Source organism: Entomomonas moraniae, from assembly GCF_003991975.1.
Lineage (GTDB): Bacteria > Pseudomonadota > Gammaproteobacteria > Pseudomonadales > Pseudomonadaceae > Entomomonas > Entomomonas moraniae.
Map to the genome: position 1 here is coordinate 1,609,294 of NZ_CP029822.1, position 26,871 is coordinate 1,636,164.

The window sequence follows — 26,871 nt, forward strand, 5'->3', positions numbered from 1 at the left end:
AAAAATCCTAACGACACAACAAATAGACATACAGCAAATAACATATCCATATAAAACACTCATTTAACTTTCACCCAATTCTACCTATAAGAAAGCAATTTAGCCAGATCAACCTGTATCTTCTGACCTTAGACACGCTGGTTAGATTGCTTTCTTATGGGGTAATTAAAGAGGTCAATAATGGTTAAACGCAATTGCAAAACTTGTGGATGCGAATTTGAAGCAAGACAGGCAGACATCAATAGAGGCTGGGCTAGATATTGTTCAAAGTCATGTAAAGCATTAGGTCCTAAAAACATTAGGCATTACAAAGCAATAACTAATGCTATTCGTTTTGGCAATCATTCAGGCTTCGCTAATAACGGAAAAGGCGATTTATGAACAATGATGACGATAGTTACACAATGGGCGACATATTTAGAGATTGGTCAGAAATAAAGAAGAAAAAGAGGCAATCAAATTTAGCCTATTCTACCAATCTACTTATTGAGCAAGGTATAGCGTTCGAAAGTAAAAACGGTGGAGTTCACTTAATCGTAAAAGCAGACGATACCTTAATAGATTTTTGGCCTAGTACGGGATTCTTTACGAATCGTAAAGCTAAACGTTCAGGTCGTGGAGTTAGAAATTTAATCAAGTTAGTTAGAGGTAAAAAGAATGTCTCAGAACAGCCAAGCAAAAACACATTTTAGAAAAGCGTTTAACTCGCCTTACCTTAGTAGTGCAGATATTGAAGAACCAATAGAGGTTACTGTATCAAGAGCCGTATTAGAGGGTGATAAAACAAAGCGAAGTAAGGACTTATTTAACACGCTCTACTTTATTGAAAAAGAAATAAGACAAGGCGAACAGCTAAAACCTATGATTTTAAATGCCACCAACAGCAAGATGATGAAAACACTTACTGGATCAGGATATTTAGAAGATTGGAGCAATACCAAAGTCAGGATTTATGTTGATCCTAACGTTAAAAATAGAGGTGAAATAGTGGAAGGATTGCGCTTAATGAAGCCATTCGCATCGAATAAACCAGCTATTACGCCACAAAATGAAAGGATGTGGACAAGAGCAAAAGAGGCTTATGTGCGGGATGGTAATTTAGATAAGGTTTTAGAAAGAGCTACCCTATCACAAGAGCATATCAACCAGCTAATAAATGAGTGCAATAATGATATGGCACAACATCCAACAGAATAGCGAAGAATGGGAGCAGTTAAGGCTTGGCAAGGTAACTGCTTCTAACTTTGGAACTATCATGGCTAATGACGGCGGCGCGTTGGGTGAGCCGGCTAAACGTTACGCTTTACAGTTGGCCCTAGAGATTATCAATAATCAAAAGGCAGAGTATAGCTTCACAAATCAGCATATGGAGCGAGGTCACGAACAAGAGCCAATCGCTAGGATGTTATACGAAAATGAGTATTTTGTTGATGTGACTAACGGTGGCTTTTTTGATTGTGGCGATTATGGCGATTCACCAGATGGACTTGTTGATGATGACGGTGTTATCGAGATTAAGTCAGTTATCGCCTCTACTCACTACGCAACACTAAAACGTAACTCATTCGACCCTAGTTATAAATGGCAGCTCATAGGCCATTTAGATTGTACAGGGCGCAAATGGGTTGACTTTATAAGTTACTGCTCAGACTTTCCAGAACATAAGCAATTAATTGTTTACAGGCTGAATAGATCGGACTGCGAACAGGATATAGAAAGATTAATCAATAGGCGTAGTCAGTTTATTGAGTTGGTTAAAAATACAGTTAAAGAGGTTGGAAATGGCTAGTTTAAATAAAGTACAAATCATTGGGCGATTGGGAAATGATGTTGACATGCGTTATACACCATCAGGAAGCGCAGTTGCTAATATGTCAGTAGCAACTAGCGAGAAATGGAAAGATCAGAATGGGCAAAATCAAGAACGTACTACATGGCACAATATAACGATGTTTGGCAAGGTGGCAGAAGTGGCAGGACAATACCTGGTAAAAGGTTCTCTTGCGTATTTCGAGGGTAAGATCGTTACTGAGAAGTATCAAGATCAACAAGGCAATGATAAATACACAACGAAGATTTATGCAAGCACAATGCAGATGCTAGACAGCCGTCAAGATCAACCTCAACAGCGAGCCGACCAGCAACAAAGTCCTCAACAGCAAAGACCGCAACAGAATCAACAAGCGGCTGCACCTGACTATAACGAATTTGACGACGACATCCCGTTCGCCAAACATCACTCAATCAATGGAGTTTAATTATGTGTAAAGATTTTTCCACTAACTTATGGTAATTGACAAGCAAGTAACGGGGTTGTATAGTTTGCTTACGAGGTGTCGAAACCTTTATACAGCAAGCGGACTAAACCGCCCCGATAGCATGCGGATTTTTTATATCTGTGATTTATGCCGAGAGGGCGAGGAATACAATACCCGAAAGGGAAATAACTCCAGCCAACTTGCTGTGGCTTTCGAACCTCTTGGCACCTAATGTCGAAATTAGGTAAATATTCGAAATCAGCAAGGAGACATTCACATGTCTAATCAATTATCTATATTCAACTTTGAAGACCATCAAGTACGTACTTTATTAATCAATGATGAACCTTGGTTTGTTGCTCAAGATGTCTGTAAATCACTAAATATTAAAAATGTAACACAAGCTATTGAAAGACTTGATGATGACGAACGCTCTATGTTTAACATAGGTCGTCAAGGTGAAGCCAATATAATCAACGAATCAGGATTGTTTACTTTAATATTACGTTGCCGTGATGCCGTCAATAAAGGCACTCTACCCTATCGTTTTAGAAAGTGGGTTGCTGGTGAAGTATTGCCATCTATTCGTAAAACCGGTGGATATGGAATAAATAACAATAGCTTAGAATATCCAGAGTATCGAGAAGATGTTAGGAAAAAAGCATTAGCTTATTCAGATGCCTGCATAGAGCAGTTAATCAAAAATAAAATACCATTTCCTAAATTCCCAACTGTAGACAATGAAGTCATAGATGGAGTTATCTCTACAATATTAATGCATTCACGGTTTATGTTGACGTTTGGAAATGATATGAAAATCCAAATAACCCAAATCCCTATGAGTGCTACTGTTGTTTATGAGGACAACAAAAAGCAAATGTCAGAATTAATAGGTAATCGCATACCACTAGAGTTCATTCCTGAATTATTAACTATTGGTGTTCAGCGACTATCCAATCAATTGAAATAATCTAAACAAGCCCTACCAGTTAGGGCTTTTTAATGCGAGGTATTTATGCAAACAGCAGAATTAATTAATAACGTTGAATTTTATCCGCCTGTTGAGCATACGCTAATAGGAAGTTTGTTGTCAGAATTTGAATATAAGAAAAGTAAAATAACTTCTTTTTCTAATGAAATAATTAATAGCATGAGCGAGGTATCATGTTATTTTGGAAGCTTTTATGCTAAGCAAAATAATAATAACCATCCACCGTCATTAAGTTATCTGTTAGAAAAAGAAGGTGCAGTTAAAGCTTTAGAGGCTGAGTATTGGAATAAAGTTATTCTTTTAACGGGTGTAATGGAAATAATGCCAGAAAAAAGACGGCATGAGTTACATGAGCAAATCAAAAAATTAGAAACCGTTGAGTTTAATAACGATAACATCAAATCAACCGTTACTGATTTATTATTAAATAGAGACCGTTTTTTTGCTGAACGGTTAGATGGGGTATTTAAAGCTTTGTCCGGTAGCCATGTCACTAATCAGCCCGAGGGATTTAGTAAGCGCATGATTATTGATAATGCCCATGATTGTGGACTCTATAATGCGTGGTCATATACAGATTATAGAAAAATTGGTTATTTGCATGACTTACGGCTTATTGTGCGTAAGTTTGCAGGATTACCAGGTGAAGGAGATGTTAATTTATCAGGTGTAACTAGCAACTTAGTAAAAGCGGCATTCAAAGTTACTGGCCAATGGATGTCTATAGATAATGGGCATATAAGATTAAGAGTATATAAAAAAGGTACTGCCCATGTTGAAATTAGCCCTGATATGGCTTGGAAACTTAACACGGTTTTAGCTTATCTTTACCCTACAGCAATTCCGCCAAAATTCAGACAGAAGCCTAAAAAGCAATCAAAAGAGTTTAAGTTAATGAATAAGCCTCTCCCTTCTGAGGTTATAACTGAGTTAGCTAATTCTGATATTTCTACGCAGTTTATAAAAGTAAAAGCTTACTCTATTAATAAAGCAATAGAAAAAGAACTTCATTCAGTATTAAAGCAAATAGGTGGAGTATTAACGGAAAAGCCAAGAGAAAAATATTACTACAATGTTTTTTCTTTTGATTATAACGTTTACGAGGCTATTGAGGAGATTATCAGAACTGGTGAGATACCAGATCACAGAAGCTATCAATTTTACCCAACCCCAGAGAATATAGCTCAAGATGCTGTGGCTATGGCGGATATTCAAGAAGGTAATACATGTTTAGAGCCAAGTGCAGGTATTGGTGGAATCGCTGATTTCATGCCTAAGGTTAAAACAACCTGTATCGAAATAAGTGAGCTTCACAGTAGAATCTTAAAAGATAAAGGCTTTAATGTCGTCACAGGCGATTTCTTGAAACTGGCGGAGAAAACAAGTAAACGTTTTAACCGTATTATTATGAATCCACCTTATAGCGAAGGACGCTGGAAAGCTCATCTAGAGGCAGCAAGTAGCCTTTTAGATAAGAATGGAAAGTTGGTGGCTATATTACCTGCAAGCGTAAAGGATAAAGAGCTGATAAAAGGATTTAAGCATACTTATTCCAAGGTGTATAGCAACGAGTTCTCAGGAACGTCTATTGATACCGTAATATTAGTATTGGAGTAGCCAGCATGCGCCCGACCAATTCAAAGCAACAAGAGCGCGATAAATTAAGCGCTCAGGTCAAAGAGTTTTTAAGCAGAGGAGGACAAATAAAGATGATCCCCTCTTACCACGAATCATTAAGGACCAACAATCCTTATAACCATAAACAGCATGGTATTATTTGAGGTGTGTATGAGTATTAATTGGATATCCATAGAAAATATAGTAAACGATAAAAGAATATCACAAAAAACTGAATTACTTTTACATAATAGAAAGGCAGGTGATTCAGATTTATATTATGCTCGTGCATTTTTTACCAATCGAGGTAATGGATATTTTAATACAGACTACTTAATCAACGAATATTCGCACTATGTAGTAATTACTCCGCCACAAACCAATCAATCATAACCAAGCTAGCCATTCCAAAGCCTAGCCTAATTTAACCATAAACTACTAACAGACTTATCTACAGTTACTGTGGATAAAGTGAGGTTTATTATGCAAATAAATCTAGCAGCAGCCGAAAACATGACTGCTAATGAGTTATTTTCAGCTATTCAATTACTGGACAACAGTCATTTAGGAGAAGTTCTTCCAATCCTTTTAAATAAGATTGATGACATTATTGCTGAAAATCATGAATTAAAAAAAGAATTAGAAGATAAGAGCGTCCTTAAAGATATGGCAGATGAAGTGGATGATCTTAGGGATAGACTAGATCAAATCAGCCGATTAGCAGATTATTGAGAGGTATTGTCATGCCTATTAACTCAATTTCATTTAATGAAGAAATGATCAAGGCCATTTTAGATGGTCGTAAAACGCAAACAAGAAGGCCGCATGCAGAACCGAAATATCAAGTTGGGGATATTGTCTATGTGAAAGAGCCTTGGAAAATAAAACAATGGTATCAAGATGATGGCGATTTAGATATCGAGTATGTAGTAGACGGTACAGTTAAACACAAAAGTGTGCCTTATGAAGAAGATGACTCAGGCGAAATATTCAACGAATACTGGATAGAGTCTTGTGATGATTATATTGAGGCTGGTGTACCATTTAATGAAGAAAATGAAAGATATGAGACACCTGAAATAAACCCATGTCGATTACGACCAGCAGAAGAAATGCCTGAATATTTCTCACGTATTCAGTTAAAAATTACCGCTATCAGAAAAGAAAAGCTACAAGACATAACAGAACAAGATGCTATTGCTGAAGGGTTCGGCTTGACACCTAAAGATATAGTTAAGGAAGATAAAACACCATCTATAACTTGGTTTAGAGGTCTGTGGGATTCAATCTATGGTAATGATGAATCAAAACAATGGCAAGCTAACCCTTGGGTATGGGTTTATGAGTTTGAGAGGGTTTAACTATGCCAGAACCAGACAAAACCAAAGAATATAAACAAGGCCGACAAGCAAGACTAGATCGTAAAGAACTGGACTCATGCCCATACGGCAGCAAGATACATAAAACCTTATGGAAAGCTGGTTGGAATGACACAGATAAAGAAATAAACAAGCGGATGGGGTGCTGAATGATTAAGGCGACTGATTTTATTTTTGAAAAAACCTTATTCTTTGTTAAACAAGATGAATATGGGCGAGCGTTTTCTAGTAAATCATTAAACGATGCGTGCCATTCACTTGCACTTAAATTAGTTAATGAATTTGGTAATTATAAAGATTTTAGTTTATTTGAACCAGAGAGAGTAGCTAGAGCAAGCAAAATAGCGCAACGCTTTGAACGTGAGTTTTTGAGAGAAAATAAAAAACCTAAATTCATTATTCTTCATGGAACAGACATAAAAGAAATGGATATTCTTACATGGAATACTGGATGCGACGCTCCTTACTATGAAAATGCTGTATTTGAAAGCAAAGAAGAAGCCAAGAGATTTGCGGAAGTAGAAGAAATGGATGATTTTACTATCGTTGAGGTAAGCAATGAGAATTGAGAAAAGTGTGAAAATCGTAGAAGCATCTGATATATGCGGATGGACTATTGGGGATAATTACGAATTTCGAGTACATGAGCAATATCCAGATAAAAATGGTGTAATCCACTACTACCACGTAAAGCCATCAAACGGTGCTGATGCAAAAGGGTATTGCCTTTGCATCAATAAAGATTTTGCCATAAAAATAGCCAAGCTGCTTAACGAGGATTTGAAAAGAGGTGATGTATGAGTGATAGATTTTTAACTAAAGAACAAGTGAGCGAAAAAGTAGGACTTGCAGTTAGCACAATTTATAAATATATGAAGCTTGGTGAATTTCCAAAGCAGCATAAAATCATAGGAGGAAAATCTGCAAGATGGAGTGAAAATCAGATCAATGAATGGATAGAAGAGCAAATAAAAAATAATGCTGCATAAATCTTTAGGGGCATACTATGGGGCATAAAAATATCTATGAATAAAAAAAGCCTAGCTAAATCAATTAACTAGGCTTTATATATGGTGCTGAAGATGGGACTCGAACCCACACGACCTACGGTCACTACCACCTCAAGGTAGCGCGTCTACCAATTCCGCCACCTCAGCACTATTCGGTAGGTTAACATTACTGTTAACGATTAATTACTTCCTTTAGAGTCAGCGGCAGGTGCAGGTGTCAACTCAACATCACTTTCTTTTGTTTGCACGTTGCTGTTTGTTGCTGGCGCTGGTTGATGTTCTATTTCTACATTTTGCTGCTGTACTTCTGGTTGGCTTACTGATTGAGTAGCAGCTGCTTGTTCTAATCGACTTGTTGGTGCAGTTTTTAATTTAGCGTAGTAGGTTAAACCTAAACTTGTTGCAAAAAAGATAGCAACAAGTATTCCAGTTGTTCTACTTAAGAAGTTTGCTGAACCTTGACTACCAAACACAGTATTAGAGGCACCACCACCAAAAGAGGCTCCCATATCAGCACCCTTTCCATGCTGTACTAACACGAGAATAACTACACCTAACGCAACTAGTAAGTGGATAATAACAATCGCTGTTTCTAATAACATTCTTAATTTCCCGCTATGCGATAAATCGCACCAAATTCATCTGCATTCAATGAGGCACCACCAATAAGCCCCCCATCAATATCTGGCATTGTAAATAATGCATCTGCATTATTCTCTTTTACACTACCACCATATAAAATCTGTATATTTTGAGCAATTGCTTCTTTCTTTTCAGCAATTAGTGCTCTAATAAAACAATGAACTTCTTGTGCTTGCTCTGGTGTAGCTGTTAAGCCAGTACCTATCGCCCAAACGGGCTCATAAGCAATCACTGCATTGGTAAATACATCAATACCTAAGCTGTCTATTATACTATTAAGTTGATCTCTAATAATAGTAAATGTTTGATTTTTTTCTCGCTGCTCTTTTGTTTCACCCAAACATAATATCGGTTTTAAACCTTTACTTTGCGCTGCTTGAAATTTTTTAATCAGTATTGCTTCTGTATCCCCCAATAATAGACGACGTTCAGAATGTCCAACTAATACAAATTGGCAACCCACATCGACTAACTGACTTGCAGAAACCTCGCCAGTTAGTGCCATCTCATCTGGTTCTATTGCACAATTCTGGGCGCCAGTCAAGATAGGCGTTTCTTTAAGCGCTTGGACAGCTTCAATAAGGAATAATGTGGGAGGAAATACTGCAATATCAACCTGTGGTTGCCATACTAAGTCTTTTAGACTTGTAAGTAGTGCTTTAACGCTCGCACTATTCCCATACATTTTCCAGTTACCTGCTACCAATGGGCGACGCATACTTAACCTCGTCTATTTTGTTGGGCGCAAATATTACCCAAGCTTTTCAAAAGTAGCAAGTAAAAACTGTGTCTATTGTTATTTTTCGACAAAAGCACGTTCAATTAAGTAATCAGCAGGATCGCCCATACGAGGGGATATTTTTAGACCGAAACTATCTAGCACTTGACAGGTTTCATCGAGCATAGAGGGACTACCGCAGACCATTGCACGATCACTTTCTGGGTTAATAGGAGGCAAACCAATATCATTAAATAATTTCCCAGAACGCATTAAGTCGGTTAAACGTCCTGTATTTTTAAAAGGCTCGCGTGTTACTGTTGGATAATAGATCAATTTTTCTTTAACCATATCACCAAAGAATTCATTTTCAGGAAGCTGATTAGTGATGAAGTCATAATAACCTAATTCACTCACATAGCGTACACCGTGAATAAGGATGACTTTTTCAAACTTCTCGTACACCTCTGGGTCTTGTATTAGGCTCATAAAAGGAGCTAAGCCTGTTCCGGTACTCAAAAAGTAAACATTTTTACCAGGCAATAAATCACCTGTAATTAAAGTTCCTGTCGGTTTACGACTTACTAATATTTCATCACCCACTTTTAAGTGTTGAAGTTTAGAAGTAAGAGGACCATTTTGGACTTTGATGCTATAGAACTCTAGATGATCTTCATAATTAGGGCTTGCGATACTATAAGCACGCATTAAGGGCTTACCATTGATCTCTAAACCTATCATGACAAATTGGCCATTTTGGAAACGCAATCCAGGATCACGTGTGGTCTTAAAACTAAATAACGTATCATTCCAATGATGAACGCTTAGCACACGTTCTGTGGCCATTTTACTCATCAAAAACTCCTATTAATCATAAACTAAGTAGTCATGCTTTATTAATACCCTTTGGCATTAATAGCTTTATATTAAATCTGTATGGGTGCACACTATAAGGGAGTTTTTAAACGATGAAAAGTATTTATATAGTCTAATTTGGTATTAGCTTATTAATTGCTATTATAATAATTTTAAAACCTTAAATATTTTTTTATTATTTTTTATTATAAGAAAGCAACTAACCACTTGGCTAGTTACTTTCTTAATGAACTTACTGAGCTTTACGACGACGCCCTTCTTCATCTGCTGCACAAATAGCAGCCAATACGCTTTGAGGTGTTACTCCCCCTGCTATATTGTGTATAGTTTCTCCTTCAGCACAAGCAAGCTCAGCAACAGTAAGTAACTCATCTTGAGTAACATGAGTTAAGCCGATATCCGCTAATGTTGTTGGTAACCCTACCTCTTCACAGAATGTATAAACCTCATCGATAATATCGGGTGATCTGTCTGTTAGCATCAATAAACTTAATACACCCATAGCCACTTTTTCACCATGCCAATAATGGTGTGTAGCCTCTAAGGCTGTAAAGCCATTATGTATCGCATGCGCGCCAGATAAGCCTCCACTTTCAAAACCTAACCCTGATAATAAAGTATTGGCCTCAATGACTCGCTCTAACGCAGGCGTCACAACTTGCCTTTTAACTGCCTGTACAGCAAGTAAACCATATTCAAGCAATGTTTCGTAGCAGAAATCAGCAAGATTACAAGCTGTAAATGATCCTTGGCGCCCTGTCATATTGGCTGCATGGCTATTATAACAATCCTCTGCTTCAAACCATGTTGCAAGGGCATCACCCATTCCCGAAACAAGAAATCTGACGGGAGCTTGAGCTACTATTTGACTATCGACTAAAACAACTCGTGGGTTTTCTTTAAAAACAACCATACGCTTATACTCGCCAGTCGCCGTATAAACAACTGATAAGGCACTACAAGGCGCATCTGTTGATGCTAAAGTAGGAACTACCACCACTGGGCGATTGAGCGTATCGGCTAGATACTTCGCTGTGTCTATTGACTTTCCTCCGCCCATCCCTACAACGACGTCAGGAATATCACCTTTTACCAAGTCCTGTAAGCGGGAAATTTCTTCATCACTACACTCCCCCATAAAACGCTCAAACTTACAGGTAACATGAGATTTGCAAGATTGCTCAATTTGTTTATGAAAATTATCATCTACAAAAGGGTCTAGCAGTAATAAGGCTTTTTTACCTAGTCTCGCCAGCTCCTCCCCTAGTAGATCTAGAGCACCTGCACCTTGAACATAACGTGAAGGGAAAATCGAAGTCGTAATCATAGCCATCTCCTGAATCGTTAGTGTGATTCAAACACTATAACACTACTATTTCGTATATTATTTGTTGATCATCAGTAAAAAGTAATAAAACGTTTATTGGTATCCTTTTGGATTTTTAAGCTGCCAATTCCAACTGTCTCGACACATGGCATCTAAATCATGAACCGCTTCCCATCCAAGTAGTGTTTTAGCGAGTGTTGAATCAGAAAAACACATTGCCACATCACCCTCTCTGCGCTCTGCAACTTGATAAGGAAGCTGCTTGCCACAGGCCTTTTCGAAAGCATGTAACATATCTAAAACACTATAGCCTACCCCAGTCCCTAAATTAATGGCTTTAATCCCTGGTTTAGTATTTAACCAAGACAAGGCATTCATATGTCCATTGGCCAAATCCATCACATGAATGTAGTCCCTAACCCCCGTACCATCTTTTGTAGGGTAGTCGCCTCCATAAATGTTTAAAAATGGGCGTAAACCAACAGCTACTTGAGCAATATATGGCATTAAATTATTGGGTGTTCCCGTTGGGTCCTCGCCAATTAAACCACTTGAATGAGCTCCCACAGGGTTAAAGTAACGAAGTAATGCAATATTCCAGCTATTATCTGCTTGATAAATATCCTCTAATATTTTTTCTAGCATTAACTTTGAGGTACCATACGGATTAGTTGTTCCTCCCACAGGAAACTCTTCTGTGGCTGGTTTACCTTTCGGGTCACCATAGACTGTCGCTGACGAACTAAAGACTAGCTTTTTTACATTCGCTTTTTTCATTGCTTCACAAAGAATCAATGTGCTATTAATATTATTGTCATAATATTCGATTGGCTTTTGTATGGACTCACTGACTGACTTTAAGCCTGCAAAATGAATCACCGCATCAATTTTGTGTTGTAAAAAGACATGATCCAATTTAGCTTTATCACGTACATCACCCTCGATAAAGGTGATTTTTTTTCCAGCGATTTTCTGGACACGAACCAGTGATTCATAATGGCTATTACTTAAATTATCAATCACAATAACAGAATATCCTGCCTCTAATAATACTAAGCAAGTATGCGAGCCAATATAACCTGCACCGCCTGTGACTAAAATTGTTGTAGTCATTTTGTCTCCGTCTATTTGGCCTGCTTAACCATACTAACACCCTCTAGCGTAGAGAAAGAGGTATCTTTTGCTGTTAATAAAAAATCTTGCATAAATGCCGCATCAAACATATCTTCTCTAATTGCTGCATAAAGCGTTGCTTGTAACCCTTTTTCTCCCAACTGTTTAGCTTTAACATAGCCACGGCTACTGTACTCATGTAAAGCCCAATTAGGTAGACAACAAACCCCTCGATTGGATGCCACTAACTGTACCATCATAACTGTCATTTCGGCCGTTCTTACAGATAATGGTTCAACATCATCTGGCTCTAAAAAATGGGTAAAAATATCTAATTTATTGCGATCAACAGGGTAAATAATTAACACTTCTGTTTCTAAATCAGTAGGCTCTACAAACGCTTTATTTGCTAATTTGTGTTTATTTGAAACGGCTAGCATCGCCTCATAGGTAAAGAGGGGGATGTACATAATGCCTGGTAACTCCACAGGATCAGAGGTAACAACCAAATCCAAATCACCCCTAGCTAACGCAGGGAGTGGGGCAAAAGAAAAACCTGATGCTAGATCAAGCTCTACTTCAGGCCAAGCATCTCTAAAGGCATCAATGGTTGGCATTAACCATTGAAAACAGCTATGACACTCTATTGCCATATGTAAACGACCCGCTGTTCCACCTGACAATCGTGATAAATCACGCTCAGCACCCCGCAACAAGGGTAACATAGTATCTGCTAACGTTAATAATCGAAGCCCTGCACTTGTAAAACGGATAGGCTTCGTTTTTCTAACAAACAGTTGTGTTCCCAGCCGATCTTCTAACTCTTTTAACTGATGAGACAGTGCCGACTGTGTAAAATGTAGGCGATCGGCTGCATCAACCAAGCTATCAGCCTCACGTAATGCGTGTAAACTTTTTAAATGACGGATTTCCAACATAAATAAATCACTATTTTATAATTGTAAAACCTAACAGCCACAAATGGCCCTATCAATCAATTGGTGTAACTCACTAACAGAAGCCACTACCGCTCCTGCTCCCCAATTTCTTGGATTATCCGTTGGATGTATATAACCATATTCAACCGCTACTGTTTTACAACCCGCAGCGTTCCCTGCGTCAATATCGCGTTTATCATCGCCCACATAAATGATGTTACTCGGATCAACAGCCAACTGCTTGGCAGCTAACAATATAGGTTCAGGGCTTGGTTTGCAATGTGTTACATGCTCAGGACATATCAAAATGGAACAACGTTTAGTCAAACCCAGTCGTTCCATAATAGGCTCAGCAAATCGAACGGGCTTGTTAGTGACGACTCCCCAACGTAACCCCGCCTTTTCAATATCTGTTAATAAGCCATTTATTCCTTCATAGAGTTTAGAATAAACTGCACAATCTTGCAGGTAGCGAGCCAAAAACTCTAAGCGTAATCCCTCAAATAAGGGATGGCTTTCGTCCATACTAAATGCAGTTGAGACCATGGCCTTCGCCCCACCAGAAACCACATCCCTAATCTTGCTATCATTCACTGGGGTATAGTCATAATCTTTGAGAAGTTGTTGAGTAATCGCAATAAAGTCTGGAGCAGAATCCAATAGTGTACCATCCATATCAAACAATATTGCTTCAAACTTCATCATTATTACCCTCTAATCGTCTATACGTTGTGTCTGTATCATATAGTTAACACTGACATCATAAGCGGTTAACTTATAAGTCTTAGACAATGGATTGTAGGTTAAACCGATCATATCTTGCATCGCTAACCCAGCTTCACGGCACCATGAGCCTAACTCTGAAGGTCTAATAAACTTTTGGTAGTCGTGAGTTCCTCTAGGCAGCAACCTCAAAATATACTCAGCACCGATAATAGCAAACATATAGGACTTTGGATTACGGTTGATGGTAGAAAAAAATACATATCCATCTGGCTTAACCAATTTATAGCAAGCTCTGATTACAGAAGCGGGGTCTGGTACATGCTCTAACATTTCTAAGCAAGTAACTACATCGTATTCACCTGCATGTGCTTCCGCAAACTCTTCTGCTGTACTCTTAAAGTACTCAACATTTACTTGTGATTCTAACTGGTGCAACTTAGCAACAGAAAGAGGAGTTTCCCCCATATCAATCCCTGTTACGCTCGCCCCCCGTTTAGCCATCCCCTCACTGAGAATACCTCCACCACACCCAACATCTAATACTTTTTTACCTGCTAAGGTTACATGCTCCTCGATCCAATTAACTCGCAAAGGGTTAATTTCGTGAAGTGGTTTAAACTCACTTTCACGATCCCACCAACGACTAGCTAACGCTTCAAACTTGGCTATTTCTGCATGATCTACATTATTACTCATAATCCTGCCTCATTAGGGAGACTAAACAAATTCTCTAAATTTCTTGTATTATCCTTTATCGTATTAATAACATCTACCTTTTTTATGGATTAAATGTTCCAATCAATGTCATCTTATAAAACTTCAGTTTCTTCTTGTTTTATCAGCCATGTCATATTTGGTCTGACACCTGTTACATCGACAATACCCAATGCTTTAAGAATAGCAAGAATATAATTTAACGGAGACTCTTTCATATAAGGATTAGCGTCACGAGCAACATTAGCGATAGCTGAACTCCGTTCATAGACTTCATCTATTTTAATATCACAAGGTAACTCTTGATAATGATTATGCGCCACTAAATAATCGATTACATCAATAAATGCCTGTTTAGCTACCTTTATATTATTTTGCGGACGTATTTTTATGGTCAGATCATCAAGATCAACCAACCAGAACTCTTTCGTAATATCATCAACGATCCAAAAGCTTTGGCCAATTTGCAACTGCGGCCATAATGACAAAAACTTTTCCCTATATTGTGACATATATACTCCTGTTGATATTAACCTATTCACATTTCACCAATATACTATAACAAAATTATCGATGAAGACTGATAAAATGTGTTTTATTTTATGGGTTGCCGAAGTATTACTTGATATTGGCAACCTTTTTTTATTAAACTAAATAAGTTACGTTACATAGTTTACCGAAGATATTGATAGAGCATCTGTCCCATCAAGATCGGGTAATTAATAAATGGAGCCTAGTCACTCACCACAAGTAAATGATTAGCAGTTATGATTACCGTTAGGCATCTTCTTCATACTTCTCAGAAACTTTATTGTAATTATTGACTCTAGGTATAGCCTACCGTCGTTGATTAAATATAACTAAAGGTTAATAAATAGAATGCAATGGAATTTTTCTGATCGTGCCGCTAGTCTTAAAAGCTCTGCTATTCGTGAGATTTTAAAAATCACTGAACAACCTGATATTATTTCTTTTGCAGGAGGGCTTCCCTCTCCTGATACATTTCCTGTCAAAGAAATTAAACAAGCTGTCGATCATGTATTAAATGGTAATGATGCTATTGGAGCATTACAATATGGCCCTACGGAGGGCTATGTTCCATTAAGAGAATGGGTTGCTAAACAAGTTTCTCGTGATGGTATCACTGTTCGCCCAACACAAGTGCTTATCGTTACAGGTTCACAACAAGCTTTAGATTTAATAGGTAAAGCACTTATTAACAAAGGCAGCCAAATTCTTGTTGAAACGCCAACCTACTTAGGTGGTTTACAATCTTTCACTCAATACGAACCACAGTATGTTTCTATTGAAAGTGATGAAAAAGGATTAATACCTGACTCTATTTCTGACGACATGGCTAAATCAGCTAGTTTCATGTACTTAATACCTAACTTTCAAAACCCAACAGGTCGCCGCTTATCATTAGAACGTCGCAAACAAGTAGCAGAACTGGCGAAAAAGAACGACCTCGTTTTGATTGAGGATGACCCTTATGGCGAGCTTGACTATGAGGGTAATAGACTCCCCGGCGTGTATACATTAGCGCCTGAAAACACAGTGTACTTAGGTTCTTTCTCTAAGGTACTAGCCCCTGGCCTGCGCCTTGGCTACATTGTGGCTTCTGAGACATTAATTAATAAGTTAGTACAACTTAAACAAGCAGCAGACTTGCATACTCCCAGCCTTACACAACGTATTGCTTATCATGTTATCAAAGAGGGATTTTTAGAAAAACATATCCCTACAATACGTGCGCTCTATGCTAAGCGTTGTAATGCAATGATTGATTCATTAATTCAACATATGCCTAAAAGTGTTAAATTTAATCGACCTGAAGGTGGTATGTTTATTTGGGTTGAACTTCCAAAAACAATCAATGCTACTGAGTTACTGGCCGAAGCCGTGCAAAATAAAGTTGCTTTTGTACCTGGAGAACCATTTTTTGCCAACTCAACCAATATTCATTGCTTAAGATTGGCCTTTGTTACAGTGCCAGAAGAAAAAATTGAGAAAGGAATTAAAATATTGGCCGAGCTTATCAAAAAGCACACAGCCTAATTAATAAAAATATAGCTATTATTTCGGTAATAGTACTTATAAAAATGGCCAAGTAATACTTGGCCATTTTCCTTATTTTACTTCGTAAGCCTCATACCCTTCAGCAAAAACTGCTTTTACAATTTCTGTCGCTGGCAACTCACTTACAACGGTCATTTTTCCTGTGGCTAAATTGATATCCACTTCGGCGTTCTCATCTAGCTTTTTAATTGCATCAGTTACCGCACGCACACAATGCCCACATGTTAATCCTTTTAAATCAAAATGTTGCATAATATACCTCTCTTATTATAAACAGTTAAGAAAACTTACTATGAATTAATTCAGCCAACGCATTAGCAGAACGGTCTACTAATGCGGTATCTTGCCCTTCAACCATTACTCGAATAACGGGCTCTGTGCCCGACTTCCTTAATAAAATACGTCCTTTTCCATCCATTGATTGAATAATTTGCTCTGATAATTTCTCAATATCCGCTGACTTTAAATCTTCTTCAGAAATCATCACAGGTAATTTTATATTAATCAGTCTTTGAGGGCACTTATGTAACGTTTGACGTGCTTCTGCCAACGTTTGTCCACGATGCTTAAGAGCCATCAGCACCTGCAATGCAGCCACAATACCATCACCAGTGGTGGTATGATATTTACAAACAATATGCCCTGAGTTTTCCCCACCTAATTGCCAACCATGCTCTAACAAAGATGACATGACATAACGATCGCCTACATTCGCACGAGCAAAAGGAATACCTAACGTTTGAAAAGCTAATTCTAGGCCAAGATTACTCATTTGAGTTCCAACAACCCCACCCTCTAACTTCCCTTGCTCTTTAAGATCACGTGCAATTAAAAAGAGTAACTCATCACCTTCGACAACTCCACCCGCATGATCAACCATGACAACACGGTCACCATCCCCATCAAAACCGATCCCTAAATCCGCTTGATGTGTTTTAACGGCTTCAACTAGTGGAGCAGGATGTGTTGAGCCACATTGGTCATTAATATTAAGCCCATTAGGATGAACAAAAAGCGAGATAACCTCAGCCCCTAATTCTTTAAAAACATTGGGTGCCACTTTATAGGTTGCACCATTGGCGCAATCTACAACAATCTTCATCCCCTCAAAACTGGTATGATTCGGTACAGTGCTTTTACAAAATTCCGTATAACGGCCAGCAGCATCATTAATACGAGAAGCCTTACCTAACAATTGGGACTCTACCACTTCCATAGGACGACTCATGAGCTCTTCAATCATTAACTCCGTATCATCAGGTAACTTTGTTCCCTTGCTTGAAAAGAACTTGATGCCATTATCATTATGTCCATTGTGAGAAGCACTAATAACAATACCTGCATCGGCATGAAAAGTACGAGTCAAATAAGCTACGGCAGGTGTAGGCATAGGGCCTAATAGCTGAACATTCACTCCAGCAGAAGCAAGACCAGACTCTAACGCTGACTCAAACATATAACCAGAAATACGTGTATCTTTACCCACTAAAATACGGCAAGCTCCCTTTTTACGAAACGCAACACCTGTTGCCCAACCTAACCTCAACATAAAATCTGGGGTAATAGGATATTGCCCTACACGTCCACGAATACCATCTGTACCAAAATGTTTTCTAGTCACGCTCATTCTCTACTGCAGTAATAATTTTCACTATATCAACTGTTGCCGCCACATCATGCACCCTTAGGATACGGGCTCCTTTTGTAATCGCCAATGCAGCCAACCCTAAACTACCATACAAACGCTCTGTTACGTCTTTACCTAACACCCCACCAATCATAGACTTTCTAGAAACACCTACAAGCATAGGAAATCCCAATACTTGAAGCTGACTCATATGATGGAAAAGTGCTAGGTTTTGCTCTAAACTTTTAGCAAAACCAAAACCAGGATCAATTACTATTTGTTCTTTACAAATACCTGCTTCTTGGCAAGCTAGACTGCGCATTTGTAAAAACTCTTTTACTTCATAAACTAAATCATCATAATGTGTTTGCTCTTGCATAGTACGAGGATCACCACGCATGTGCATAATACAAACAGGTAGACCCGTTCGTTTAGCTGCGGCGAGAGCTCCTTCGCGCTGGAAAGATCGAACATCATTAAGAAAACCCGCCCCAACTTTTGCTGATTCAATCATTACTTCAGGCGTTGACGTATCAACAGAAATAACGACATCAAATCGATGGCTAATTGCTTCAACAACAGGTAAGATTCGATCCAACTCTTCTTGTACAGAGACAGACGCTGCATTAGGGCGTGTGGATTCACCACCCACATCAATAATACTCGCACCTTCATTTATCATAAGCTCAGCATGGCTAAGCGCATCAGATAAATTACTGTGCAAGCCTCCATCAGAAAAAGAATCAGGTGTTACATTTAGAATACCCATCACTTGGGGATGGGTTAAATTAAGAACCCGGCTACCGCACTGTAGCCGGTCAACTTGTTGATGGCAAGTAAGTGTCATTACTTACTGTCCGCTAGAAGGGTTATTTCCTGCTGGCGTAGAAGACTCATTATCATCTGCACCTTTATCAGCTTCAGATACATCCTCATTTTTACCAGCCTCAGTAGATGATGGCTTAGAAGGTGTATTATCATCAATATCCCAATCTTTTGGAGGACGCACTTCCCGTCCATTCATTATGTCATCAATTTGATCACTGTCTAACGTTTCATACTTAAGCAACGCTTCTGCCATTGTATCTAACTTGTCACGATTATCCACTAAAAGCTGTTTTGCGCGGTTATAACAAAAATCAATGATTTTTCTAATCTCTTCATCAACCGCCTTAGCAGTTTCAGCCGACATTGCATTAGCAGCACTGTCACGATAGCCTGAGAATACTTCTTGCTCATCTTCACCATACATTAATGGCCCTAGCTTCTCAGACAGTCCCCACTTAGTCACCATATTACGTGCTATTTGTGTAGCTCTCATAATATCGTTAGAGGCCCCTGTTGTAACCCCTTCAAAACCTAACGTTAACTCTTCTGCAATACGCCCACCAAATAACGAGCTAAGCATACTTTCTAAAGAGCGTTTTGAATGGCTATATGTATCTTCCTCAGGTAAATACATGGTGACACCTAAAGCACGTCCACGAGGAATGATTGAAACTTTATAGACTGGATCATGATCTGGCACTAAGCGACCTACAATAGTATGCCCTGATTCATGATATGCAGTATTACGACGTTCAGCCTCTGGCATAACCATAGACTTACGCTCAGCTCCCATTAGAATTTTATCTTTAGCCAATTCAAATTCTTTCATACTGATTGTACGTTTATTGTTACGCGCAGCAAACAATGCAGCTTCGTTAACTAAATTAGCCAAATCAGCACCAGAAAATCCTGGTGTACCTCTTGCTAAAACTGAAGGTTTAACATCTTGCTCAATAGGTGTTTTACGCATATGAACTTTAAGAATTTGTTCACGACCACGGATATCAGGTAACCCTACGACCACTTGTCGGTCAAAACGACCTGGACGTAATAGCGCTTTATCTAGAACATCTGGACGGTTAGTAGCGGCAATAACAATGATGCCGTCATTCATTTGGAAACCATCCATCTCAACAAGCATTTGGTTCAATGTTTGCTCACGCTCATCATTACCCCCGCCCATACCCGAGCCACGATGACGACCCACCGCATCAATTTCATCAATAAAGATAATGCAAGGAGCATGTTTTTTCGCTTGTTCAAACATATCACGCACACGACTTGCACCAACACCCACAAACATCTCTACGAAATCAGAACCTGAAATAGTAAAAAATGGAACTTTCGCTTCACCTGCAATGGCTTTAGCCAATAAGGTTTTACCTGTTCCTGGAGGACCTACCATTAACACACCACGGGGGATACGCCCGCCTAACCTTTGGAATTTACCAGGATCACGTAAAAACTCAACCATTTCCTCTACTTCTTCTTTGGCCTCATCACAACCCGCCACATCGGCAAATGTTGTTTTCACTTGATCAGGAGATAACATTCTGGCTTTACTACGCCCAAAGCTCATTGGGCCACCTTTACCACCAGAGCCACCTTGCATTTGGCGCATAAAGAACATAAACACAGCGATAATAATTAAAATAGGGAAACAGGCAATCAATAATTGAGTCCAAATACTTTGTTGCTCAGGTTGTTTACCAATGACAGTTACATTGTTATTTAATAAATCGCCCATCAAGCCATTGTCTTGAATAAGTGGACGCACTGTCTTAAAGGTGCCACCATCTTTAGTTTTACCCGTAATCGTATAACCATCAACTGTTACACTTTGAACTTTGCCGTCTTTAACCTGTTGGATAAATTGAGAATAATTTAATGACTGGGCATCGCTGGTTAATGAAAAATTATTCATTATTGAAACAAACACAACAACGACAACTACCCATAATATTATATTTTTAGTTGTATTATTCAATTAGCCACCCTTAACTTTATAACCGCTATAAATTTGTTAAAAACAAACATGATGATAATCATTAAACCTTAGTGTTTTAGTCTACTATAAATAAATATCAATAACATTTTATTTATTTAAATAAATGTTTATAGATTTTACATAAAATAGACTTAAAACTCACTCCCTTTAAACCCTTTTGCTAATAAATACTGCTCTCTTGATCGATCTCTTGATGAGTTAGGCTTACGTATTTGAACTTTATCAAACGATTGGCGCACCATCTGCAGATAGGCGTCAAACCCTTCACCTTGAAATATTTTAATCAAAAAACACCCTCCAGGTTTTAGTACTTTTAATGCCATATCTAATGCCAACTCACAGAGCAGCATTGCTTTTGTCTGATCAACAGAGCGCATACCTGACATATTTGGTGCCATATCAGAAATTACCAAGTCAACAGGCTGATGATTAATCGTTTCTAATAATGTTTCAAATACTTTATCGTCTGTAAAATCCCCTTGAATAAACGTCACATCCGCGATGCTATCCATAGATAAAATATCAGACGCAATTAAACGACCATGCTCTCCAATGATGCGACTAACAACTTGTGACCAGCCTCCAGGTGCTGCTCCCAAGTCAATAACAGTCATCCCATTCTTTAATATGTGGTCTTTTTCTTGGATCTCAAGTAATTTATAACTTGCTCTAGAACGATAGCCGTCCTTCTGAGCCTGTTTAACAAATGGATCATCAAAGTGCTCTTTAAGCCAACGTTGACTGCTTTTAGAACGCGCCACACTATACCTCATTTAGAAAAAGTCAGGTAAACTATACCACTTTTTAGTGGAGAACCTTTATCATGTCTGTAAACCAACAGCAGAAAAAAAACTTTCAAGTCATTGGCCATCATTTAAAACCTATTGTTATTATAGCTAAAAATGGACTCTCTGATGGAGTTATTTCTGAATTAGAACGTGCATTAACTGACCATGAATTGATTAAAATAAAACTTGCAGTAACAACACCAGAAGATCGCAAACTACTTTCGGAAGAAATTATTAAACTAACAGGCTGCGAAATCATCCAAAACATCGGTAAAACAGCTTTAATCTATAAAAAAGCCGCTAAACCGAACCGTAAACTTTCTAATATTTTACGCCATCAAGAAATACTGTAATAGTAGATCAAGGTCTTCACTTTATAAGATTTTAAGCAATAAAAAAGGCAATCTTATTAGATTGCCCTTTCTATTTCTATTTATTTTACTGTTGAGTTTGATTCTTTGATGGTTCGGAAGATTGCTCTGTCGTTTTCTCAGTTGTATTCCCTTTAGCAGCCTCTTGACTCTCAGGATTATTATTGTCAACAGTAGCGCTTTCATTAGCAACAGTGCTTTGACTAGCAGGAACATCCTGGTCATCGTTAGCTTGTTTAACATGCTCCTCTTGATCAACTGACTCATTATCCTGACTTGGTGTACTGCTTTGTTGCTGGCTTCCTATATTAGCTTGCAAAGAGGCTAACTGATCATCTTTAAGCTCAATTAACTTCTTCATATCAGCTAAACGAGATTGTAAATCTAACATACGACTACGCAATTCATTATTTTTACTGTGTGTAGCGTCTATCTCTTCAGCCGCTTGAGCAATTTTATCCTTTAAGCTAATGGATGATGAACCTTCTGATGCTTGCTGATTAGCTCCTTTACCATCATCTTCTAAAACACCTGCTAATTTTAACTGATCCTTTACAACATCATTATTATTTGATGTTTGAGTAGGGTTTTCAGCTAATACTTGTCTTGGTGCCACGGTAGTAGAGGCTTTTCCTGTTACATTGGCGAGAACTTGAGACTCTGCTTCTGCACGCGATGTTTTACGCATTTGTTCACTTGAAGGAATACGCAAAACAGCCCCTTCTTTTAAAAGGCTCATTTTACCATCTAAAAAAGCATCAGGGTTTGCCTCATAAATTGCTAACATTGCTTGTTGAACCGATACTCCACTACGTGAACGCTCAGCTAAAAGCCATAAGCTAGAACCGCGAAAAGCCTTTACCGTCTTCCCCTGAGCATTGCCAGAAGAAGCAACTTTTTTTGGCTCTCTATTTACAGTTGCTTGTGGTGCAACACTTTTAGCAGGTTTAGTAGGAGCTATTGCTGTTTTTACTGTTTTTTTTACAGAAACTGCCGTAGGTGGCGTATAAGCTGGCGGATCAATTAGCAATGTATATTCACGTAATGTTTGACCAGAAGCCCATGAAACGCTTAATAAGAAGTCTAAGTAAGGTTCTTTAATTGGTTGCTTAGAGGTAACCTTAATAATACCTTTTCCATTCTCTTTAATAATAGGAGTAAAAACAAGATCAGACAATACATAAGGTCTCTCAATGCCTGCTTTTTGAAACTCTTCAACAGAAGCTATTTTAACAACAAGCTCTTTATTTGTAATATTATGAGCATCATAAACAGCTATTTCCGCATTGAGGGGTTGGTTCAATGAAGACTTCCAAGTCACCTCACCTAAACCTAAAGCAAATACATTTCCTACTGATGATAATGTTACTGCTAAACCAATTGCTGCCAATTTATGAAATCGCGCCATGATAAATCCCTAAGACTCTATTAGAATAGAATAATTCTATCCAACTAAACTTTTATAACACCAAAACAGAAAAATTATCTTATATATAAAGGTGATGCCTATTAATGAATACTTCGTAATTTAGAACACAGGATATCAAAAACAACAGGCAAAACCATACTTCTATTACTATATTGTTACAGTTTATATTATAAGGGGCTATTTATTCAACCAATATCATATAAATCGCTATAATTTTCTAACAGTTAAGTATTTTTTCTGACATATTTTACTTTTTACTTGATGCTTTATCTGTCACAACCCATTTATTACCGTCATAAAAAGCTTTCCAACCCGTTGGTTTTCCATTCACCTCCGTTTGGACATACTGTTCCTTAGTTTTACGACTAAAACGAATAATAGTCAAATTACCATCAGTATCTTTAACGGGTGCTTCACACAAATAATGATATTTGGGATCAATTTCTGTTTTATGTGGTATTAACTCTTTAACAAGTGGCGCCCTAGTTTCACGCTTTTTAGGAAATTGACTTGCCGCAAGAAATAATCCCGAAGCACCATCACGCAATACATAAGTATCATCAACCTTTTCACATTTCAACTCAGGCATAGGAACAGGATCAATCTTAGGGGGCGCAGGTTGGCCATTCTTTAATAATTTACGAGTATTTTTACAACTTTCATTTGTACAGGCAAAGAACTTACCAAAACGTCCCGTTTTTAGCTGCATCTCACTGCCACAACGATCACACTCTAAAAGAGGGCCGTCATAACCTTTGATCTTAAAGTTACCTTCTTCCAGCTGATAACCGTCACAATCTGGATTATTACCACAGATATGTAACTTGTGATGCTCATCCATCAGATAAGCATCCATAGCAGTAGAGCATTTAGGACAACGCAATTTGTTATGTAAAACCCGTGCTTCTGACTCCCCTTCATCGTCTTGTGCTATTTCATCGCCAGAAATCAGGTTCACAGTGGCTTTACAACGTTCTTTGGGTGATAAATTATAACCAGAACACCCTAAAAATACCCCTGTTGAGGCAGTACGAATCATCATATCACGCCCACACTCTTTACATTTAATCAAGGGGGTCAACGTTGGGGTATTAGAACGCATACCACCATCATCTTGCTCTGCCTTTTCTAATCTTAAACTAAAACCTTTATAAAAATTATCTAATAGTTTCTTCCATACCAAATCACCTTCGGCAATTTGATCCAGACTCTCTTCCATATTGGCCGTAAAGTTATAATCCATTAAATCGGAAAAACTTTCACTTAAGCGCTCAGTCACAATATCGCCCATTTTTTCTGCATAAAAACGACGATTCTGTAGTTTTACATAGCCACGATCTTGAATAGTGGAAATAATAGATGCATAGGTTGAAGGACGACCAATACCCCGCCTCTCTAATTCTTTAACCAGTGTTGCTTCAGAATAACGAGGTGAAGGCTTCGTAAAATGTTGTGAAGGAGTCAACTTAATTAATGTTAATATCTCTCCTTCATTAACAGAGGGCAACACTTGGTCTTCAGCATTTTTAGTGATAGCGCCCAACACTTTGGTGTAACCATCAAACTTCAAGATACGTCCTTTAGCTTTTAGCTCAAATTCATTTGCTTGCACTGTCAATGTCGTTGATAGGTATTCCGCGGGAGGCATTTGACAAGCCACAAATTGACACCAAATCAGCTCATATAAACGCTCTGCATCACGCTCCATATTACTAAGTTGAGTTGACTTTAAGTGTACATCAGAAGGACGAATCGCTTCATGCGCTTCTTGCGCATTTTCTTTACTGCTATAAACAAGTGGTTTAGCAGGTAAGTACTTTTTACCATATTTCGTTTCTATGTATTCACGTACCATATTCACAGCATCTTGAGATAGATTAGTTGAATCAGTACGCATATAAGTGATATAACCCGCTTCATACAAGCGCTGCGCCATCATCATCGTTTTCTTCACAGAAAAACCTAAACGTGTACTTGCAGCTTGTTGTAGAGTCGAAGTAATAAAAGGAGCCGAAGGTTTACTACTAGTAGGTTTATCTTCACGCTTAACAACTTTGTAAGAAGCTTTATTTAATACCGCTAATGCTTGATCTGTCTGAGCTTTATTAATCGGGCGAAAAGCTTCTCCCTTATATTTAACCACATCCAAACCAATCGCTTCTTTTTTGGCGTTCATAGTATCAGCAGCCACTTGCCAAAACTCTTCAGGAACAAATGCACGTATTTCCTGCTCACGCTCAACAATTAATTTTACAGCGACAGATTGCACACGTCCGGCAGAAAGCCCTCTAGCAATTTTTTTCCATAATAAAGGAGAAACCATGAAACCAACAACACGATCTAAAAAACGACGAGCTTGCTGTGCATTAACACGATTAATATCTAGTTCACCAGGCTCAGAGAAGGCCCCCTTAATAGCCTTTTGTGTAATCTCATTAAATACAACCCGCTTATAGCGTGTTTCGTCACCACCAATCGCTTCGCGCAAATGCCAAGCGATAGCTTCCCCCTCTCTATCCAAGTCGGTTGCGAGATAGATGGTATCGGCTTCTTTAGCTAATTTCTTTAATTCGTCAACAACTTTCTCTTTACCAGGAAGTATTTCATAATGGGCTTTCCAGCCATGTTCTGGGTCAACCCCCATACGGTTAAATAACTGTTGCTTTGCACGCTCTTTGGAGGTTAGACTCGTATCAGCTTTCTTTCCTTTACTCGCAGACGTGGTTTTAGCAGCCCCCGTAGGCAAATCACGAATATGCCCAACACTTGACTTAACAATGTATTGATTACCTAAATATTTGTTAATTGTCTTGGCTTTAGCTGGAGACTCAACAATGACCAGTGACTTACCCATATAAACAGTATTTCCTTAATAAAAAGAATTTAAAAAAATAACGACTATTGTCTTCTATTTATAGTGTTATCATATTTTTTAATCAAGAGTAAATAGATTTTTAACATTTATTCATAAGTTGTTTGTGGCAACTCGTTTGTTAAATTTCGGTAATTTAAACCCTATAATAGCTCTTAACAAAAGGGCTGTAGCAATGACTAGGGGATAATACCATGCATTATTATTTAACTGTAATAGACTGTTATCAAAAGGATGCATAAAATAAAAATGGTAATAGATAAAACACCCAACAATATAGCCTAAAAAAATAGAAAAGGGATAACGCCACAAAGGGTATTGAAGTAACAGGATAAAACCAAGTAGCGATAACGTGAACAAAGCTAATCCAATTCCCACACCTATTGAAAGAACAGGATAACTAGAAAAGATATTCAGCAAATCGGCGACTTGGTCAATCGTTAATAAATGGAATGAGTAAAAAAACTCAATGCTTAATACAAACGCACCGATTGCTATAAATAATAAGATCAGACGTAAAATAAAACGACCCCATTTAATCACAACTCACTCCATCATCC

The 26,871-nt window shown here is 38.2% G+C and carries 33 protein-coding genes and 1 tRNA gene; 16 read left to right on the top strand and 18 right to left on the bottom strand.

The window, feature by feature from the left end; all coding sequences use genetic code 11:
* Positions 1-180: 180 nt before the first annotated feature.
* The 14 genes from DM558_RS07675 (at position 181) to DM558_RS07730 (ending at position 7,234) form a co-directional block, all read left to right on the top strand.
* On the top strand, positions 181-381 hold the full coding sequence (locus DM558_RS07675) for a hypothetical protein (RefSeq protein ID WP_127163218.1): 201 nt from the start codon (positions 181-183) through the stop codon (positions 379-381).
* Positions 378-692, top strand: coding sequence for a hypothetical protein (locus tag DM558_RS07680; protein WP_127163220.1), 315 nt, complete (start codon positions 378-380; stop codon positions 690-692). Before DM558_RS07675 ends, DM558_RS07680 begins: the two co-directional genes overlap by 4 nt.
* Positions 658-1,197, top strand: coding sequence for a hypothetical protein (locus tag DM558_RS07685; RefSeq protein ID WP_127163222.1), 540 nt, complete (start codon positions 658-660; stop codon positions 1,195-1,197). The genes DM558_RS07680 and DM558_RS07685 overlap by 35 nt, the downstream gene beginning before the upstream one ends.
* Positions 1,169-1,789, top strand: coding sequence for a lambda exonuclease family protein (locus tag DM558_RS07690; protein WP_127163223.1), 621 nt, complete (start codon positions 1,169-1,171; stop codon positions 1,787-1,789). Before DM558_RS07685 ends, DM558_RS07690 begins: the two co-directional genes overlap by 29 nt.
* Entirely contained in the window at positions 1,782-2,258 is a 477-nt protein-coding gene (locus DM558_RS07695) for a single-stranded DNA-binding protein (RefSeq protein WP_127163225.1), read from the top strand. The genes DM558_RS07690 and DM558_RS07695 overlap by 8 nt, the downstream gene beginning before the upstream one ends.
* Positions 2,259-2,535: 277 nt before the next feature.
* A complete protein-coding gene (locus DM558_RS07700) occupies positions 2,536-3,228 on the top strand; it encodes a BRO-N domain-containing protein (protein ID WP_127163227.1) in 693 nt (230 codons plus the stop codon).
* A gap of 45 nt (positions 3,229-3,273) precedes the next feature.
* Positions 3,274-4,866, top strand: a complete 1,593-nt coding sequence (locus DM558_RS07705; protein ID WP_127163228.1) for a DUF4942 domain-containing protein — start codon at positions 3,274-3,276, stop codon at positions 4,864-4,866.
* A 5-nt stretch (positions 4,867-4,871) separates the two neighbouring features.
* The gene (locus DM558_RS15645; RefSeq protein WP_164731422.1) at positions 4,872-5,030 is read left to right on the top strand and encodes a hypothetical protein; all 159 of its coding nucleotides are present in this window, start codon (positions 4,872-4,874) and stop codon (positions 5,028-5,030) included.
* A gap of 319 nt (positions 5,031-5,349) precedes the next feature.
* Positions 5,350-5,598: a hypothetical protein gene (locus tag DM558_RS07710; protein ID WP_127163230.1), complete on the top strand. Its 249-nt coding sequence runs from the start codon at positions 5,350-5,352 to the stop codon at positions 5,596-5,598.
* Positions 5,599-5,609: 11 nt separating this feature from the next.
* Complete coding sequence (locus DM558_RS07715; RefSeq protein WP_127163232.1) at positions 5,610-6,227, top strand: ASCH domain-containing protein; 618 nt, start codon at positions 5,610-5,612, stop codon at positions 6,225-6,227.
* A gap of 2 nt (positions 6,228-6,229) precedes the next feature.
* Positions 6,230-6,394: a ribosome modulation factor gene (locus DM558_RS15650; RefSeq protein ID WP_164731423.1), complete on the top strand. Its 165-nt coding sequence runs from the start codon at positions 6,230-6,232 to the stop codon at positions 6,392-6,394.
* Positions 6,395-6,814, top strand: coding sequence for a hypothetical protein (locus tag DM558_RS07720; protein WP_127163234.1), 420 nt, complete (start codon positions 6,395-6,397; stop codon positions 6,812-6,814). It begins immediately after the preceding gene.
* On the top strand, positions 6,804-7,046 hold the full coding sequence (locus DM558_RS07725; protein WP_127163236.1) for a hypothetical protein: 243 nt from the start codon (positions 6,804-6,806) through the stop codon (positions 7,044-7,046). Before DM558_RS07720 ends, DM558_RS07725 begins: the two co-directional genes overlap by 11 nt.
* Positions 7,043-7,234: a helix-turn-helix transcriptional regulator gene (locus tag DM558_RS07730; protein WP_127163238.1), complete on the top strand. Its 192-nt coding sequence runs from the start codon at positions 7,043-7,045 to the stop codon at positions 7,232-7,234. The genes DM558_RS07725 and DM558_RS07730 overlap by 4 nt, the downstream gene beginning before the upstream one ends.
* 82 nt (positions 7,235-7,316) lie before the next feature.
* Here the strand turns inward: DM558_RS07730 and DM558_RS07735 are convergent.
* From DM558_RS07735 to DM558_RS07780, 10 genes are all read right to left on the bottom strand, one after another.
* Positions 7,317-7,402 (bottom strand) — tRNA-Leu (locus tag DM558_RS07735).
* A gap of 32 nt (positions 7,403-7,434) precedes the next feature.
* Positions 7,435-7,857: a preprotein translocase subunit SecG gene (gene secG, locus DM558_RS07740; RefSeq protein WP_127163240.1), complete on the bottom strand. Its 423-nt coding sequence runs from the start codon at positions 7,855-7,857 to the stop codon at positions 7,435-7,437.
* Between the two features lie 2 nt (positions 7,858-7,859).
* On the bottom strand, positions 7,860-8,615 hold the full coding sequence (tpiA, locus tag DM558_RS07745; RefSeq protein WP_127163242.1) for a triose-phosphate isomerase: 756 nt from the start codon (positions 8,613-8,615) through the stop codon (positions 7,860-7,862).
* 78 nt (positions 8,616-8,693) lie between these two features.
* Positions 8,694-9,470, bottom strand: a complete 777-nt coding sequence (locus DM558_RS07750; protein ID WP_109702257.1) for a ferredoxin--NADP reductase — start codon at positions 9,468-9,470, stop codon at positions 8,694-8,696.
* Positions 9,471-9,723: 253 nt separating this feature from the next.
* Entirely contained in the window at positions 9,724-10,818 is a 1,095-nt protein-coding gene (locus DM558_RS07755; protein ID WP_127163244.1) for a glycerol dehydrogenase, read from the bottom strand.
* Between the two features lie 93 nt (positions 10,819-10,911).
* On the bottom strand, positions 10,912-11,931 hold the full coding sequence (galE, locus tag DM558_RS07760) for a UDP-glucose 4-epimerase GalE (RefSeq protein WP_127163245.1): 1,020 nt from the start codon (positions 11,929-11,931) through the stop codon (positions 10,912-10,914).
* Positions 11,932-11,942: 11 nt separating this feature from the next.
* Positions 11,943-12,869, bottom strand: coding sequence for a transcriptional regulator MetR (gene metR, locus DM558_RS07765; protein WP_127163247.1), 927 nt, complete (start codon positions 12,867-12,869; stop codon positions 11,943-11,945).
* 30 nt (positions 12,870-12,899) lie between these two features.
* Positions 12,900-13,571 (bottom strand): HAD family hydrolase, encoded by a 672-nt coding sequence (locus DM558_RS07770; protein ID WP_127164839.1) that lies wholly within the window; start codon positions 13,569-13,571, stop codon positions 12,900-12,902.
* A 12-nt stretch (positions 13,572-13,583) separates the two neighbouring features.
* Positions 13,584-14,291, bottom strand: coding sequence for a bifunctional 2-polyprenyl-6-hydroxyphenol methylase/3-demethylubiquinol 3-O-methyltransferase UbiG (gene ubiG / locus DM558_RS07775; RefSeq protein WP_127163248.1), 708 nt, complete (start codon positions 14,289-14,291; stop codon positions 13,584-13,586).
* A gap of 113 nt (positions 14,292-14,404) precedes the next feature.
* On the bottom strand, positions 14,405-14,821 hold the full coding sequence (locus DM558_RS07780; RefSeq protein WP_127163250.1) for a hypothetical protein: 417 nt from the start codon (positions 14,819-14,821) through the stop codon (positions 14,405-14,407).
* Between the two features lie 367 nt (positions 14,822-15,188).
* On the opposite strand from DM558_RS07780, the gene DM558_RS07785 reads away from it, so the two are divergent.
* Positions 15,189-16,367: an aminotransferase-like domain-containing protein gene (locus DM558_RS07785; protein WP_127163252.1), complete on the top strand. Its 1,179-nt coding sequence runs from the start codon at positions 15,189-15,191 to the stop codon at positions 16,365-16,367.
* Between the two features lie 72 nt (positions 16,368-16,439).
* On the opposite strand, the gene DM558_RS07790 is transcribed toward DM558_RS07785, so the two are convergent.
* The 5 genes from DM558_RS07790 to rlmE all read right to left on the bottom strand — a co-directional run bounded on the left by DM558_RS07790 (position 16,440) and on the right by rlmE (position 21,612).
* Positions 16,440-16,640 carry a heavy-metal-associated domain-containing protein gene (locus DM558_RS07790; protein WP_127163254.1) on the bottom strand — a complete coding sequence of 67 codons (201 nt, stop codon included), beginning with the start codon at positions 16,638-16,640 and terminating at the stop codon, positions 16,440-16,442.
* A 25-nt stretch (positions 16,641-16,665) separates the two neighbouring features.
* Positions 16,666-18,015, bottom strand: coding sequence for a phosphoglucosamine mutase (glmM, locus tag DM558_RS07795; RefSeq protein WP_407644300.1), 1,350 nt, complete (start codon positions 18,013-18,015; stop codon positions 16,666-16,668).
* On the bottom strand, positions 18,002-18,862 hold the full coding sequence (gene folP / locus DM558_RS07800) for a dihydropteroate synthase (protein WP_127163256.1): 861 nt from the start codon (positions 18,860-18,862) through the stop codon (positions 18,002-18,004). The genes glmM and folP overlap by 14 nt, the downstream gene beginning before the upstream one ends.
* A gap of 3 nt (positions 18,863-18,865) precedes the next feature.
* Complete coding sequence (gene ftsH, locus DM558_RS07805; protein ID WP_407644310.1) at positions 18,866-20,767, bottom strand: ATP-dependent zinc metalloprotease FtsH; 1,902 nt, start codon at positions 20,765-20,767, stop codon at positions 18,866-18,868.
* A gap of 215 nt (positions 20,768-20,982) precedes the next feature.
* Positions 20,983-21,612, bottom strand: coding sequence for a 23S rRNA (uridine(2552)-2'-O)-methyltransferase RlmE (gene rlmE / locus DM558_RS07810; protein ID WP_109702245.1), 630 nt, complete (start codon positions 21,610-21,612; stop codon positions 20,983-20,985).
* A 62-nt stretch (positions 21,613-21,674) separates the two neighbouring features.
* Here rlmE and DM558_RS07815 point away from each other — a divergent pair, with 62 nt between their 5' ends.
* Complete coding sequence (locus DM558_RS07815) at positions 21,675-21,992, top strand: YhbY family RNA-binding protein (RefSeq protein WP_127163259.1); 318 nt, start codon at positions 21,675-21,677, stop codon at positions 21,990-21,992.
* Between the two features lie 85 nt (positions 21,993-22,077).
* Here DM558_RS07815 and DM558_RS07820 read toward each other — a convergent pair whose 3' ends face one another.
* From DM558_RS07820 to DM558_RS07830, 3 genes are all read right to left on the bottom strand, one after another.
* Entirely contained in the window at positions 22,078-23,418 is a 1,341-nt protein-coding gene (locus DM558_RS07820; RefSeq protein ID WP_127163261.1) for a type IV pilus assembly protein FimV, read from the bottom strand.
* Positions 23,419-23,686: 268 nt separating this feature from the next.
* Positions 23,687-26,293 carry a type I DNA topoisomerase gene (gene topA / locus DM558_RS07825; protein WP_127163262.1) on the bottom strand — a complete coding sequence of 869 codons (2,607 nt, stop codon included), beginning with the start codon at positions 26,291-26,293 and terminating at the stop codon, positions 23,687-23,689.
* Positions 26,294-26,404: 111 nt separating this feature from the next.
* Positions 26,405-26,854: a hypothetical protein gene (locus tag DM558_RS07830; RefSeq protein WP_127163264.1), complete on the bottom strand. Its 450-nt coding sequence runs from the start codon at positions 26,852-26,854 to the stop codon at positions 26,405-26,407.
* Positions 26,855-26,871 lie beyond the last annotated feature (17 nt).

Excerpts from the sequence above, each read along its gene's own strand:
- DM558_RS07820 (WP_127163261.1), bottom strand. The coding sequence starts at position 23,418 with ATGGCGCGATTTCATAAATTGGCAGCAATTGGTTTAGCAGTAACATTA.
- DM558_RS07750 (WP_109702257.1), bottom strand. The coding sequence starts at position 9,470 with ATGAGTAAAATGGCCACAGAACGTGTGCTAAGCGTTCATCATTGGAAT.
- DM558_RS07675 (WP_127163218.1), top strand. The coding sequence starts at position 181 with ATGGTTAAACGCAATTGCAAAACTTGTGGATGCGAATTTGAAGCAAGA.
- DM558_RS07715 (WP_127163232.1), top strand. The coding sequence starts at position 5,610 with ATGCCTATTAACTCAATTTCATTTAATGAAGAAATGATCAAGGCCATT.
- glmM (WP_407644300.1), bottom strand. The coding sequence starts at position 18,015 with ATGAGCGTGACTAGAAAACATTTTGGTACAGATGGTATTCGTGGACGT.
- ftsH (WP_407644310.1), bottom strand. The coding sequence starts at position 20,767 with ATGAATAATTTTTCATTAACCAGCGATGCCCAGTCATTAAATTATTCT.
- DM558_RS07695 (WP_127163225.1), top strand. The coding sequence starts at position 1,782 with ATGGCTAGTTTAAATAAAGTACAAATCATTGGGCGATTGGGAAATGAT.
- DM558_RS07730 (WP_127163238.1), top strand. The coding sequence starts at position 7,043 with ATGAGTGATAGATTTTTAACTAAAGAACAAGTGAGCGAAAAAGTAGGA.
- DM558_RS07680 (WP_127163220.1), top strand. The coding sequence starts at position 378 with ATGAACAATGATGACGATAGTTACACAATGGGCGACATATTTAGAGAT.
- DM558_RS07785 (WP_127163252.1), top strand. The coding sequence starts at position 15,189 with ATGCAATGGAATTTTTCTGATCGTGCCGCTAGTCTTAAAAGCTCTGCT.
- DM558_RS07710 (WP_127163230.1), top strand. The coding sequence starts at position 5,350 with ATGCAAATAAATCTAGCAGCAGCCGAAAACATGACTGCTAATGAGTTA.
- ubiG (WP_127163248.1), bottom strand. The coding sequence starts at position 14,291 with ATGAGTAATAATGTAGATCATGCAGAAATAGCCAAGTTTGAAGCGTTA.
- DM558_RS07685 (WP_127163222.1), top strand. The coding sequence starts at position 658 with ATGTCTCAGAACAGCCAAGCAAAAACACATTTTAGAAAAGCGTTTAAC.
- topA (WP_127163262.1), bottom strand. The coding sequence starts at position 26,293 with ATGGGTAAGTCACTGGTCATTGTTGAGTCTCCAGCTAAAGCCAAGACA.
- DM558_RS15645 (WP_164731422.1), top strand. The coding sequence starts at position 4,872 with ATGCGCCCGACCAATTCAAAGCAACAAGAGCGCGATAAATTAAGCGCT.
- DM558_RS07780 (WP_127163250.1), bottom strand. The coding sequence starts at position 14,821 with ATGTCACAATATAGGGAAAAGTTTTTGTCATTATGGCCGCAGTTGCAA.
- folP (WP_127163256.1), bottom strand. The coding sequence starts at position 18,862 with ATGACACTTACTTGCCATCAACAAGTTGACCGGCTACAGTGCGGTAGC.
- DM558_RS07815 (WP_127163259.1), top strand. The coding sequence starts at position 21,675 with ATGTCTGTAAACCAACAGCAGAAAAAAAACTTTCAAGTCATTGGCCAT.
- DM558_RS07705 (WP_127163228.1), top strand. The coding sequence starts at position 3,274 with ATGCAAACAGCAGAATTAATTAATAACGTTGAATTTTATCCGCCTGTT.
- metR (WP_127163247.1), bottom strand. The coding sequence starts at position 12,869 with ATGTTGGAAATCCGTCATTTAAAAAGTTTACACGCATTACGTGAGGCT.
- secG (WP_127163240.1), bottom strand. The coding sequence starts at position 7,857 with ATGTTATTAGAAACAGCGATTGTTATTATCCACTTACTAGTTGCGTTA.
- DM558_RS07790 (WP_127163254.1), bottom strand. The coding sequence starts at position 16,640 with ATGCAACATTTTGATTTAAAAGGATTAACATGTGGGCATTGTGTGCGT.
- DM558_RS07690 (WP_127163223.1), top strand. The coding sequence starts at position 1,169 with ATGATATGGCACAACATCCAACAGAATAGCGAAGAATGGGAGCAGTTA.
- DM558_RS07770 (WP_127164839.1), bottom strand. The coding sequence starts at position 13,571 with ATGAAGTTTGAAGCAATATTGTTTGATATGGATGGTACACTATTGGAT.
- DM558_RS07755 (WP_127163244.1), bottom strand. The coding sequence starts at position 10,818 with ATGATTACGACTTCGATTTTCCCTTCACGTTATGTTCAAGGTGCAGGT.
- DM558_RS07720 (WP_127163234.1), top strand. The coding sequence starts at position 6,395 with ATGATTAAGGCGACTGATTTTATTTTTGAAAAAACCTTATTCTTTGTT.
- galE (WP_127163245.1), bottom strand. The coding sequence starts at position 11,931 with ATGACTACAACAATTTTAGTCACAGGCGGTGCAGGTTATATTGGCTCG.
- DM558_RS15650 (WP_164731423.1), top strand. The coding sequence starts at position 6,230 with ATGCCAGAACCAGACAAAACCAAAGAATATAAACAAGGCCGACAAGCA.
- tpiA (WP_127163242.1), bottom strand. The coding sequence starts at position 8,615 with ATGCGTCGCCCATTGGTAGCAGGTAACTGGAAAATGTATGGGAATAGT.
- DM558_RS07725 (WP_127163236.1), top strand. The coding sequence starts at position 6,804 with ATGAGAATTGAGAAAAGTGTGAAAATCGTAGAAGCATCTGATATATGC.
- DM558_RS07700 (WP_127163227.1), top strand. The coding sequence starts at position 2,536 with ATGTCTAATCAATTATCTATATTCAACTTTGAAGACCATCAAGTACGT.